The sequence below is a fragment of the Vibrio sp. 10N.222.49.C12 genome (assembly GCF_041475025.1).
Lineage (GTDB): Bacteria > Pseudomonadota > Gammaproteobacteria > Enterobacterales > Vibrionaceae > Vibrio > Vibrio crassostreae_C.
In genome coordinates, this window is sequence record NZ_JBFRVF010000041.1 from 22,454 (window position 1) to 35,205 (window position 12,752).

General features: G+C 46.2%; 10 protein-coding genes. All 10 read left to right on the forward strand.

Annotation, left to right across the window (positions count from 1 at the left end; all coding sequences use genetic code 11):
* Window positions 1-74 precede the first annotated feature (74 nt).
* The 10 genes from AB4583_RS13610 to nth all read left to right on the forward strand — a co-directional run bounded on the left by AB4583_RS13610 (window position 75) and on the right by nth (window position 12,712).
* Window positions 75-977 carry a MalM family protein gene (locus tag AB4583_RS13610; RefSeq protein ID WP_372051678.1) on the forward strand — a complete coding sequence of 301 codons (903 nt, stop codon included), beginning with the start codon at window positions 75-77 and terminating at the stop codon, window positions 975-977.
* 121 nt (window positions 978-1,098) lie between these two features.
* Complete coding sequence (locus tag AB4583_RS13615) at window positions 1,099-4,200, forward strand: beta-galactosidase (protein ID WP_372051676.1); 3,102 nt, start codon at window positions 1,099-1,101, stop codon at window positions 4,198-4,200.
* Between the two features lie 319 nt (window positions 4,201-4,519).
* Entirely contained in the window at window positions 4,520-5,524 is a 1,005-nt protein-coding gene (locus AB4583_RS13620; RefSeq protein WP_136973536.1) for a substrate-binding domain-containing protein, read from the forward strand.
* 269 nt (window positions 5,525-5,793) lie between these two features.
* A complete protein-coding gene (gene rsxA / locus AB4583_RS13625; protein ID WP_004734039.1) occupies window positions 5,794-6,372 on the forward strand; it encodes an electron transport complex subunit RsxA in 579 nt (192 codons plus the stop codon).
* 2 nt (window positions 6,373-6,374) lie between these two features.
* Entirely contained in the window at window positions 6,375-6,968 is a 594-nt protein-coding gene (gene rsxB, locus AB4583_RS13630; RefSeq protein WP_004734040.1) for an electron transport complex subunit RsxB, read from the forward strand.
* A 7-nt stretch (window positions 6,969-6,975) separates the two neighbouring features.
* A complete protein-coding gene (gene rsxC / locus AB4583_RS13635; RefSeq protein ID WP_372117750.1) occupies window positions 6,976-9,531 on the forward strand; it encodes an electron transport complex subunit RsxC in 2,556 nt (851 codons plus the stop codon).
* On the forward strand, window positions 9,531-10,577 hold the full coding sequence (rsxD, locus tag AB4583_RS13640) for an electron transport complex subunit RsxD (protein WP_372117754.1): 1,047 nt from the start codon (window positions 9,531-9,533) through the stop codon (window positions 10,575-10,577). The genes rsxC and rsxD overlap by 1 nt, the downstream gene beginning before the upstream one ends.
* Window positions 10,578-10,590: 13 nt before the next feature.
* On the forward strand, window positions 10,591-11,220 hold the full coding sequence (gene rsxG / locus AB4583_RS13645; RefSeq protein ID WP_372117756.1) for an electron transport complex subunit RsxG: 630 nt from the start codon (window positions 10,591-10,593) through the stop codon (window positions 11,218-11,220).
* Window positions 11,220-11,912, forward strand: coding sequence for an electron transport complex subunit E (locus AB4583_RS13650; protein ID WP_012603531.1), 693 nt, complete (start codon window positions 11,220-11,222; stop codon window positions 11,910-11,912). The genes rsxG and AB4583_RS13650 overlap by 1 nt, the downstream gene beginning before the upstream one ends.
* A 164-nt stretch (window positions 11,913-12,076) precedes the next feature.
* Entirely contained in the window at window positions 12,077-12,712 is a 636-nt protein-coding gene (nth, locus tag AB4583_RS13655; RefSeq protein ID WP_017068261.1) for an endonuclease III, read from the forward strand.
* Window positions 12,713-12,752 lie beyond the last annotated feature (40 nt).

Below are 12,752 nucleotides of genomic sequence, written 5' to 3' on the forward strand. Positions count from 1 at the left end.
ATTGACGCTCAACACTGGAATAGCAATTTAACGGGGAAAGCCGATGTTTTCCCCTTTACTAAGGTAGCAATCAGATGAAATTAAAATCATTGGTGATCATTGTCGCGGCACTCACAGTTAGCGCATGCAGCGGAATACCTGAAAAGGAACTTAATACTGATTTCAATGAGAGTGCATGCTGCTCTCAGCTAAGTGCGCTGCCAATGACGCAATTGTCTGTTCCATTCCACCAACAAGTGATTATGGACGGTCATTTACCGACCCTTTCCTCTTCATTGTTAAATGACAATACACAAGCGGATAGCCAACGCTTTCCGACCATCGCGTACCAAATCAGTGACACGACAGAATCGCTGTCCTTACTCATTCGTTCATACATTAAAAATGATGCGCTATTCGCACCGTCTATTTATGTCTTTGACAAACAATGGCGACTGCTTGGTCAATACAGTACTAACGACTTCACTTACTACCCGACAGCGATGCAAGGGTTAGAAAGAATTGAAGCATCAATTGCACTCGAACCTCAACGAGACAACGCGCAATTTATTGTGGTCAGCGCCGATAGCACTAAGTTAGATAGCGCCATCAATCGAATTCATCCTGAAGATCTGTATTCAGAATCTCAGCAGATTATTGGCAATAAGCAACTGCCGTTGACTGCGACGTTGAGCAACGTAGGTGTCATTGATGTTACGGCGAGCAAATCAACAAACAGTGCGGTTTTGACTCTATTGGCTGAGCTTGGTGTTTCATCCGACAATGAACCCGAAACCTTAGGTTCAAAGCAAGTTTCTCAACCATCAAATCAGACAATTGAAACCAATCAAAAGGCGCAATGGCTGAATATCCAAAAAGACATTGACCAAGCCCTAAACAACAATGACATCAAACAAGCTGCATTTATTGTTAATCAAGCGGCCGAACAGGGCATACCCGAAGCAAAAGATTATTTATTAAAACAGCTCGCTGAATAGCTGAATAAGCCAACAGAACAATACGCATAACCAACGATTTGATAACGGTCATCACGGCTTAAAAGACCGATGACTTAATAGAATTATTACCAATATTGAACACTTTAAGAGTAGGAATACCATGAAGGCATTTTCAAACATCATCCAAAGACGCGATTGGGAAAACCCACAGTCTGTGAATATCCACTGCCTTAATGCGCACAGCCCATTATCAAGCTACCGCAACCTTAAGCACGCTCGAGACGGCATTGAGTCACAACGTAAATCTCTTAATGGACAATGGAAGTTCAAATACTTTGATGCACCTGAACAAGTTGACGGTGAATTTATCGAAACAAGTTTCAATGACTCACAATGGGACGAGATTACCGTACCATCGAACTGGCAAATGCAAGGCTACGATAAACCTATCTACGCCAACGTAAAATACCCATTTGAAGTGAACCCACCGTTTGTACCGGCAGAAAACCCAACCGGTTGTTACCGCACTCAAATTACGTTGACTAAAAATGACCTAAAGAACACCCAACGTATTATCTTTGATGGCGTCAATTCCGCTTTTCATCTTTGGTGTAATGGCAATTGGGTTGGTTACAGCCAAGATAGCCGCTTACCTGCCGAGTTCGACTTAACTCAGTATCTAACTGTTGGCGACAATACGCTTTCTGTCATGGTGATACGTTGGTGTGATGGTAGCTATTTAGAAGACCAAGATATGTGGTGGCTAAGCGGTATTTTCCGTGATGTGACCTTACTAGCTAAACCAAAGCAGTGCATTGAAGATGTGTTCGTTACGCCGGACTTAGACGCATGCTATCGCGATGGTTCACTGTCTATTGTCACCAAAATTACGGCACCAGACACTTACCAAGTTCAGGTTCAACTGTTTGACGGTGAAAACGCGGTGACTGAACCGCTTATCGATCGCCCTCATAATCGACGAATTGACGAGCGTGGCACCTACGATGATGTGGTATTCCAAACTCTTCATGTTCGAGATCCGAAGAAATGGAGCGCAGAAGTTCCTAACCTTTACCGAATTGTCGTGTCATTGCTTGATAGGCAAGGTAACCACATAGAAAGTGAAGCTTATCAAGTTGGATTCCGTAAAGTCGAAATGACAGACGGTCAGCTAAAGCTAAACGGCAAACCGCTATTGATTCGCGGCGTCAACCGTCATGAGCATCACCCAGAGTTGGGGCATGTGATGACAGAAGAAGACATGATCCGCGATATCTGTCTAATGAAGCAGTACAACTTCAATGCTGTGCGCACCGCTCACTACCCTAACCACCCACGATGGTACGAGCTGTGTGACGAATACGGTTTATATGTGTGTGATGAAGCGAACATCGAGACCCATGGCATGCAGCCTATGAATCGCTTGTCTGCGGATCCGCAATGGGCACACGCTTATATGAGTCGCTATACGCAAATGGTCATGCGTGATAAGAACCACCCTTCTATCATCATCTGGTCTTTGGGCAACGAGTCAGGGCACGGCAGCAGCCACAATGCGATGTATGCTTGGTCGAAACAGTACGATCCTTCTCGCCCGGTACAGTATGAAGGCGGTGGTTCAAATACCACAGCGACCGATATCATTGCGCCAATGTACGCACGCGTTAACAGCACTATCGAAGACGATGCCGTTCCAAAATGGTCTATCAAGAAATGGGTTTCTCTGCCTAACGAGCAACGCCCGCTTATTCTTTGTGAATACGCACACGCAATGGGTAACAGTTTGGGTAGCTTTAATGATTACTGGGATGCATTCCGAGAATATCCTCGCCTACAAGGCGGTTTCATCTGGGATTGGGTTGACCAAGGACTAAGCCAATGGGATGAAAACGGTGAACACTTCTGGGCCTACGGTGGAGACTTTGGCGATGTCATCAACGACCGTCAGTTCTGCATCAACGGTTTGATCTTCCCAGATCGCAGCGTACACCCGACCTTGGAAGAGGCGAAATACTGCCAGAGAATGATCAATGTGACGTTAGCAGAGCAAACTGAAGATCAATGCCGCCTAACGGTAACCAATGAAAACCTGTTCCGAGCGACTGACAATGAAATCTTACGCTGGCAATTGCTCGAAAATGGCATCGTGATTCAATCAGGGCAACAAGTCTTATCCGTTGCTGAAGATAGTAAACAAGAGCTGGTAATTGACCTCGCTTTCACACCAAAAGCACAAGCCGAATATCATCTCAACACCGATATTACTCTGACTCATTCAACCAAGTGGGCAGAAGAAGGCCATGTTTGTGCGACGGAGCAATTTGCTTTACGTAACCATGCTGGCTTGCAACTCCCGATCACGGCAAATGCTTTGGCTCCCCAGTTACATCAGCAAGACAATAAAGTGGTCGTGTCTAGCCTAGATGAAACACATCAATGGCAATGGGATACAGAGAGTGGATTGTTGACCCACTGGATCGTTGATGGGCAACCGCAAGTTATCAAGGCACCTGTCGATAACTTCTATCGCGCGCCACTTGATAACGACATTGGTATCAGTGAGATAGACAACATCGACCCAAATGCATGGGCTTGTCGCTGGGAACTTGCAGGCATTGGTCAATGGGAGCGTCAGTGTACAAGTTGTGTCGTGCAAGCGCTCGCAGACTCAGTACAAGTGGCGTCAGTATTCGCCTACCAATTTAATGGCCAAATCCAAGCGATTACCAAATGGCAATACACCTTAAATAACCTAGGCGAAATGAATATCGCGGTTGATGTCAACTTAGCCGATCACTTACCACCGATGCCACGCATTGGTCTTGAGATGGAGCTACCTTTACCACTCGAAACTGCCAATGAAACTCCAGTATCGTGGCTGGGATTAGGTCCTTTTGAAAACTATCCAGACCGTTTGGCTGCTGCTCGATTCGGTTTACACAAACAGACACTGGATCAGATGCATACGCCGTATATATTCCCAACCGATAGCGGGTTACGTTACGGAACCAAAAACTTGAATGTAGGAAATATCGGGATCGAAGGCGATTTTTCATTCAGTGTGAGTCAGTACAGCCAGCAACAATTAACGGATGCTAAGCATACCAATGACCTGACTCGTGAAGAGAAAATCTATGTACGCGTAGATCACCAACATATGGGTGTTGGTGGTGATGATTCTTGGAGTCCAAGTGTTCACCAAGAGTTTCAACTCACCGACAATCAATATCGTTATCAGGTTACGCTAACAAGCGCATCGTAAGTAGATTCGGACCAAGCGGCTTGCTCTAAGCCACTTGGTTCCCCTATTACTTTGGGTTACCTGTGATTACTTTGGGTTACCTGTGATTACCTTACTTCACGCGACAACAGCTCACACGACAGCAGTCCACACGCCAATGTGACTCAAAAGCCAAGCTCAAATCTAGAGCTTGGCTTTTTATTTTCAAACTAGTCAGCCAATCAAAAATAAACCATCAAACCTCGTCATATTTGATGTTTAATATTTGAATTGCCTAACTATCCGTTGTTAAATGTCCAACCACCAGCACACAGCATTATATTCAGAATAAGAGAGCGGAATGGCTACCATTAAAGATGTTGCGAAGGAAGCAGGCGTATCAATCGCGACCACCTCTCGAGTAATCAACAATGCACCTCACACCAGTGAAACCGCAATTGCGGCGGTAAAAGCCGCTATGGAAAAACTCGGCTATCGCCCAAATGCCAATGCCCGTGCATTGGTCAGCAAATCTTCAAACGCGATTGGCGTACTGGTTAATGATGTTTCTGCCCCGTTCTTCGGCTCGATGATCAAAGCCATTGATACCGTGGCAAGTGAGCAAGAAAAGCAGCTACTGATTGGCAGCGGCTACCATGACGCGACCAAAGAGCGTAATGCGATTAACTTGCTGATCAACAGCCGCTGCGAATCACTCGTGGTTCATAGCAAAGGCATTAGCGACGAAGAATTGGTTAAGCTAGCCAATGAAGTGCCCGGCTTAGTTCTCATCAACCGAATTGTTCCCGATATCGAACACCGCTGTATTGCTCTCGACAACCGCCGCGGCTCTTACATCGCGACTGAGTATTTGATTAAAAACGGCCACAAGCACATTGGCTACATCTGCTCGAGTCACGATATTGAAGATGCTCACGACCGCTTAGGTGGCTATTTGGATGCATTGAAAGATCACGGTATTGAATCGAACGATGAGTACATCGAATATGGTGAACCTGACGAGCTAGGCGGTGAGCAAGCCATGGTTAACTTAATGGCAAAAAACACAGATATCACAGCCATTGCAACGTATAACGACTACATGGCAGCAGGCTGTTTGGCGTTATTACAAGAAAATGGCGTTCGTATTCCAGAAGATATATCAGTTATTGGGTTTGATGACGGCCACATTGCTCGCTTCATCTACCCTCGATTGACCACCATTCGTTACCCAATTCAAGTCATGGCTAATCAAGCGGTTAAGCTATCTCTGCAACTCGCAAGTGACGAGCCAAAAGAACACACGGAACATAAGCTATTTATGCCAATTTTGGTGCGCAGAGCCTCTGTTCGAAACATTAATTGAGAAAGCTCAGGTTCATAAAGACTAAGTCATTTCGTTCCTCGACACTTTTTACAACAAAGAAAATAGGATTGATTCGATGAGTTATCATTGAGTTAATCTTATTTTTCATTCCCCGCAAATACCCACCTATACTTAACCTGATCCATCTTAATCAAACGGTTACCCGTTGATTTTTTCACCAAGTGTCTAAATCCCTAGTGATCCTTGGTTGTTATTAGGTGAGCAAAGCAGGATAATATCGGGATCGGAATCTCAAGAATTAATCCATTATGACCGAATACCTTTTGTTGTTGGTTGGCACAGTGCTGGTCAATAACTTTGTGCTAGTGAAGTTTTTAGGACTATGTCCATTTATGGGAGTCTCCAAGAAACTGGAGACTGCGATTGGCATGGGCCTCGCGACGACTTTCGTTCTAACGTTAGCGTCGGTCTCTGCATACCTAGTAGAAACCTACATCCTTACCCCTCTGGGTATTGAATACCTGCGTACCATGAGTTTCATCTTGGTTATCGCGGTGGTTGTTCAATTTACGGAAATGGTCGTTCACAAAACCAGCCCGACTCTTTATCGCCTGCTGGGTATCTTTCTGCCTCTTATCACCACCAACTGTGCGGTATTAGGTGTGGCACTTCTGAACATCAATGAAAACCACAACTTCATTCAGTCGATCATCTATGGTTTCGGCGCAGCGGTGGGTTTCTCTCTTGTATTGATCTTATTTGCTGCAATGCGTGAACGTATTGCGGTTGCTGATGTTCCAATGCCATTCAAAGGCGCATCGATTGCGATGATCACAGCAGGCCTAATGTCTCTGGCATTCATGGGCTTTACTGGGTTGGTGAAATAAACATGAGTACCATTTTAATTGCGATCATTGCGCTAGCCGTTTTAGCCGCTGTTTTTGGCGCTATTTTGGGCTTTGCTTCTATCCGTTTTAAAGTTGAAGCTGATCCTATCGTCGATCAAATCGACACCATTTTACCGCAAACTCAATGTGGCCAGTGTGGCTACCCTGGCTGTCGCCCATACGCAGAGGCGATCGCTAACGGAGACAAGATCAACAAATGTCCTCCGGGCGGCCAAGCAACCATTGAGAAGCTAGCAGATTTAATGGGCGTAGAAGTTGAAGACTCCGCTCATGACTTAGATAACAAAGTAAAAACCGTTGCCTTCATTCACGAAGATATGTGTATCGGCTGTACCAAGTGTATTCAAGCCTGCCCTGTTGACGCCATTGTTGGTGGCACCAAGGCACTGCACACAGTAATTAAAGATGAATGTACAGGTTGTGATCTATGTGTCGCACCGTGCCCTACTGACTGTATTGAAATGATTCCAGTGGCAACAACGACTGAAAATTGGAAATGGCAGATGAACATCATCCCTGTTACTGATATCACTAACCAAGCGACTGATGCGACTGCGTCAGAGCCTAAAGCATAGGGTTAGTATGATCTCTTTAATTGAACAAATTCGCACGGGCTCTATTTGGAACTTCCCTGGTGGCGTGCACCCTGCTGAAAACAAGAAACAGTCGAATACTACTGATATCGTCCATGCAAGGCTTCCAGAAGAAATCGTTCTTCCTGTGAAACAGCACATCGGTAAGCCGGGGAACCTATTGGTTGCTGCAGGCGACACTGTGTTAAAAGGTCAGCAACTTACGGCCTTAGACACAGGTTTTACTTTGCCAGTACACGCACCAACATCGGGTGTGATTACCGCTATCGAACCGCGAACTACCGCTCACCCTTCAGGCTTGAGCGAAATATGCGTGGTTATTAAACCTGATGGCCTAGACACTTGGATTGAAAAAAATCCAGTTGAAGATTTTTCGACAAAGACTTCTGACGAACTGCTTGATGTGATTCGCCAAGCTGGTATTTCAGGCATGGGCGGCGCAGGTTTCCCTACGGCTAAGAAGCTTCAATCAGGCTTAGGTCGTACCGACATTTTGATCGTCAACGCTGCGGAATGTGAACCTTACATCACCTCTGATGACAAGTTGCTTCAAGAACATGCCGACGAAGTATTAAAAGGCATCGAAGTGGTTGAACACATTCTTCAACCAAAGCTGACGGTTATCGGCATTGAAGACAACAAACCAGATGCGATAAAAGCACTTGAGATTGCAGCGAAAGACAAAGATATCGTCATTCGCGTTATCCCAACCAAATACCCTTCTGGTGGTGAGAAGCAACTTATCAAGATCCTCACCAACAAAGAGGTTCCAGCTGGCGGCATTCCTGCAGACATTGGTGTTTTGGTTCAGAATGTCGGCTCTCTCTATTCGATAAAGAGAGCGGTAATTGACGGTGAACCTGTGGTTAACCGTGTGGTGACTTTAACCGGTAAAACCTTTAAGCAACCTCGTAACGTTTGGGCACTATTAGGTACACCAGTACACGAGTTACTAGAGGAATTTGGCTACAAAGCGGATAAAAAACTGCCACGTTTGATTTTGGGCGGCCCGATGATGGGCTTTACCTTGCCGCATGCCAATGTGCCAATCACTAAAACGTCGAACTGTATTTTAGCGCCAACGCGTCGTGAGATTTCACCAAGCACTTACGAGATGGAATGTATTCGTTGCAGCGCATGTGCCGAAGCCTGCCCCGCATCACTTCTTCCTCAACAACTGCAATGGCATGCAAAAGCCAACGAGTTAGATAAGTGTGAAGAGCTAAATATTAAAGACTGTATTGAATGTGGTGCATGTGCATTTGTCTGCCCAAGCGAAATCCCTCTTGTTCAGTACTATCGCCAAGCAAAAGCTGAAATCAAAACTCGAAAAGATGAAGCCGCTGCTGCAGAACGCGCCAAGATTCGTTTTGAAGAGAAGAACGCTCGTATGGAGCGTGATAAAGCCGAACGTGAAAACCGCTTTAAAAAAGCCGCAGATAACCGCCGTAAAGATATGAAAACATCCGGCGGTGATGATGCTATTGCTGCTGCGATTGCTCGTGTTAAAGCACAAAAAGCCGCTGCGGATCAGGCTCCGAATGAAGAACCAGCAGTGAAACCTGCGGTTGCTGCCGCTATTGCGAAGGCAAAAGCGAAACAAGCTGCAGCTCAAAAAGCGGAAGGCGCTGAACCAGACAACTCTGAAATGTCTAAACTGCGTGAAGAGCGCAAGCGTCAAGCGAGAGAGCGCAAGGCACAACAAGCAGCAGCCGATACTCCTGCAGAAAGCTCAGGCGATACGAAGAAAGACGCCGTTGCTGCTGCGATTGCTCGCGCTAAAGCGAAGAAAGCTCAACAAGCTGAATCAGCTTCTGAGGCTCCGGCAGAAAGCTCTGGCGATGCTAAGAAAGATGCTGTCGCTGCGGCCATTGCTCGTGCTAAAGCCAAGAAAGCTCAACAAGCTGAATCTGCTGCTGAAGCTCCTGCTGAAAAATCCGGCGATGCCAAGAAAGATGCTGTTACTGCCGCTATCGCTCGTGCTAAAGCCAAGAAGGCTCAACAAGCAGAATCAGCTTCTGATGCTCCGACTGAAAGTACTGACGATGCCAAGAAAGATGCAGTTGCTGCGGCTATTGCTCGCGCTAAAGCGAAGAAAGCTCAACAAGCGGAATCAGCTGTTCAAACCGAAAGTGAAGCTCCGGCTGAAAGCTCTGGCGACCCTAAGAAAGCCGCTGTTGCTGCAGCCATCGCTCGCGCTAAAGCCAAGAAAGCTCAACAAGCTAAGCAAGACGAAACGGCAGAAACGCCTGAGCCAGTGATTGAAGTTGAAGCTGAAACTCAACAAGAGTCAGTCGATCCTAAGAAAGCTGCAGTTGCCGCCGCGATTGCTCGCGCTAAAGCAAGAAAGGCACAACAAGCGAAACAGGAAGAATCAGCAGAAACGCCTGAATCTGTGGTTGAACCTGCAGTTGAAGTAAAGGCTGAAACTCAATCAGAACCCGTCGATCCTAAAAAAGCAGCCGTTGCTGCCGCTATTGCTCGTGCTAAAGCAAGAAAAGCACAGCAAGAGCTAGATAAAAAGAATAATGAGGAGAAAGAGTAGTGGCCTTCTTTATCGCCAGCTCACCGCACGCACACAGTCGTAGAAGCACCCCAGATCTGATGAAATGGGTCGCTATTTGTGCATTGCCAGGTCTACTAGCTCAAACCTACTTCTTCGGATGGGGTACGCTCATCCAGTTAGTATTTGCTATCGCACTTGCGATTACCTTTGAAGCAGCAATCATGCTGCTAAGAAAGCGCCCGCCAGTGATGGCGCTACGTGATTACAGTGCTGTTGTCACCGCTTGGCTACTGAGTGTCGCGATTCCCCCACACTCTCCGTGGTGGATCCTCGTCATTGGTATGTTCTTCGCTATTATTATCGCGAAACACTTATACGGCGGCCTAGGGCAGAACCCATTTAACCCTGCGATGGTCGCTTACGTTGTTTTGCTGATTTCATTCCCAGTTCAAATGACCAGTTGGAATGCTCCCGCGAGCCTGACAGCAGAAGCAACAAGCTTTATTGACTCATTCTTGATGATCTTTACTGGCTTCAATAATGAAGGATTATCTCTACAACAAGCTCGTTTAGGGATTGATGGCACCACAATGGCGACGCCACTCGATGCCTTCAAAACCGCATTAACGGCAGGCAACACCGCTTCTGAAGCTCTGTCTCAACCTCAATTTAGCTGGTTAGCTGGCGTGGGTTGGGAGTGGGTAAACCTTGCTTACCTTATTGGTGGCTTGGTGCTTATCAAGCAACGCGTGATTCAATGGCATATCCCAATCGCGTTTCTGGGCAGCTTGACCCTATTTAGCTTAGTGTTCTTGATGTTCACTCCTGGCGAAACCGCATCACCGACCATTCATCTATTGTCTGGTGCGACTATGCTAGGCGCATTTTTCATTGCGACCGACCCAGTTTCAGCATCCACGACAGTCAAAGGTCGCTTGGTGTTTGGTGCTCTGATCGGCGGTTTGGTATTTATCATCCGCAGTTGGGGTGGTTTCCCTGATGGCGTGGCGTTTGCTGTATTGTTAGCCAACATGTGTGTTCCACTGATTGACTACTACACCAAACCTCGTACATACGGCCACTAAGGGAGCGGATATCATGCTAAATGCAATTAAGAAAAACGGCCTTGTACTCGCGATCTTTGCGTGTGCTTCGACGGGTTTGGTCGCGGTAACTCACTACCTGACCAAAGATCAGATCAAACAACAAGAACAGGCTCAGTTACTGTCTGTTCTTAACCAAGTGATCCCACACGATCAGCACGACAACGAGCTGTTTTCGTCTTGTACTTTGGTTCAAGCAGAAGAGCTTGGTACTGAGCAAGCGATGCCGGCTTACATTGCTAAGCTTAATGGTGAGCCTAGCGCGATTGCGATCGAAGCGATTGCACCAGACGGCTACAATGGCGCGATTAAAGTCATTGTTGGAATGAAAACTGACGGTACTATTTTAGGTACTCGCGTGCTTTCTCACCAAGAGACTCCGGGCTTGGGTGATAAGATTGATCTGCGTGTGAGTGATTGGATTCTTTCGTTTGCAGGTAAGCAAGTGACGGATTCTAATCTAGACCGTTGGAAGGTTCGTAAAGACGGTGGTGATTTTGACCAGTTTACTGGCGCTACTATCACGCCAAGAGCAGTCGTGAAGTCAGTCAAACAAGCGGTCCAGTACGTTAACCAAAACAGCCAAGCATTGCTTGCTCAACCTCTAAATTGTGGTGGTGAATAATGAGTGACCATAAAACATTGATCAAAAATGGCATGTGGGCCAATAACCCTGCCCTAGTGCAACTTCTTGGGTTATGTCCGCTGCTGGCTGTATCGTCAACAGTCACTAACGCACTTGGGCTAGGCATTGCTACCTTGCTTGTACTGGTCGGCTCAAACGTTTCTGTTTCTTTGGTTCGTAATCATGTGCCAAAAGAAGTACGTATCCCAGTATTCGTAATGATCATTGCCTCGCTAGTAACCTGTGTTCAATTGCTGATGAACGCTTACGCCTATGGGCTTTATCTCTCTTTGGGTATCTTCATCCCGCTGATCGTAACCAACTGCATCATCATTGGTCGTGCGGAAGCCTTCGCTTCAAAAAATGAAGTGCTACCAGCGGCTCAAGATGGTTTCTGGATGGGTCTAGGCATGACATCAGTATTGGTCGTGTTAGGTGCGATGCGTGAAATTATTGGTAACGGGACCCTATTTGATGGCGCAGACCTGCTGCTTGGTGACTGGGCTTCGGTGTTACGAATCCAGATATTCCAATTTGATAACAGCTTCTTGTTAGCCCTGCTTCCACCGGGTGCCTTCATTGGTGTTGGTTTCTTAATTGCTTTGAAAAATATCATCGATAACCAAGCAAAATCTAGACAACCAAAACAAGAAAAACCAGTCATTGAACGCGCTCGCGTTACCAATGCCTAATAAGTTAAATTAGCTTAAACCTCGCTGAGTTAGCTCCACCACTCAGCGGGGGAAATCAGATCTAAACAGTACATATAATAATGACGCTCATAAGAGCGCGTAACCGATGATAAAGCAGAAGCAATCCAAGCTTCATGCCCTAACTATTTGAAAGTAATGTCGCTATGAACAATGTAAAACGAGTAGAAATACTTGAGCGTTTAAGAGAAAACAATCCAAAGCCAGAGACTGAGCTTAACTGGAGCAGCCCATTCGAGCTGCTGATTGCCGTTCTATTGTCTGCACAAGCAACCGATGTCAGCGTGAACAAGGCGACGGATAAGCTGTACCCTTTAGCCAACACTCCGCAAGCAATTTTCGACCTAGGTGTTGATGGCTTAAAAGAGTATATCAAGACCATCGGCCTATTTAACTCAAAAGCAGAAAACACCATCAAAACGTGTCGTATGCTGCTTGACCTACATAATGGTGAAGTACCGGAAGATCGCGCTGCATTAGAAGCCCTTCCAGGTGTCGGTCGTAAAACAGCAAACGTAGTGTTAAATACCGCATTCGGTTGGCCAACCATTGCCGTTGATACTCACATCTATCGTGTATCAAACCGCACTAAGCTAGCGATGGGTAAAACCGTCGACGATGTCGAAGCAAAACTACTTAAAGTTATCCCAAAAGAATTCAAACTGGATGTCCACCATTGGCTCATTCTTCATGGACGTTACACCTGTGTCGCACGTAAACCACGCTGTGGCAGCTGTATCATTGAGGATTTGTGTGAGTTCAAGGAAAAAACAGACGTCTAAGCTCATAAGCTGTTAGCCCAAAGCTAAGAAGCTAAGAAGC

Bases quoted from the DNA above. Each gene is read 5' to 3' on its own strand.
- AB4583_RS13650 (WP_012603531.1), top strand. From the start codon at position 11,220: ATGAGTGACCATAAAACATTGATCAAAAATGGCATGTGGGCCAATAAC.
- rsxB (WP_004734040.1), top strand. From the start codon at position 6,375: ATGAGTACCATTTTAATTGCGATCATTGCGCTAGCCGTTTTAGCCGCT.
- AB4583_RS13615 (WP_372051676.1), top strand. From the start codon at position 1,099: ATGAAGGCATTTTCAAACATCATCCAAAGACGCGATTGGGAAAACCCA.
- rsxA (WP_004734039.1), top strand. From the start codon at position 5,794: ATGACCGAATACCTTTTGTTGTTGGTTGGCACAGTGCTGGTCAATAAC.
- rsxC (WP_372117750.1), top strand. From the start codon at position 6,976: ATGATCTCTTTAATTGAACAAATTCGCACGGGCTCTATTTGGAACTTC.
- AB4583_RS13610 (WP_372051678.1), top strand. From the start codon at position 75: ATGAAATTAAAATCATTGGTGATCATTGTCGCGGCACTCACAGTTAGC.
- rsxG (WP_372117756.1), top strand. From the start codon at position 10,591: ATGCTAAATGCAATTAAGAAAAACGGCCTTGTACTCGCGATCTTTGCG.
- AB4583_RS13620 (WP_136973536.1), top strand. From the start codon at position 4,520: ATGGCTACCATTAAAGATGTTGCGAAGGAAGCAGGCGTATCAATCGCG.
- nth (WP_017068261.1), top strand. From the start codon at position 12,077: ATGAACAATGTAAAACGAGTAGAAATACTTGAGCGTTTAAGAGAAAAC.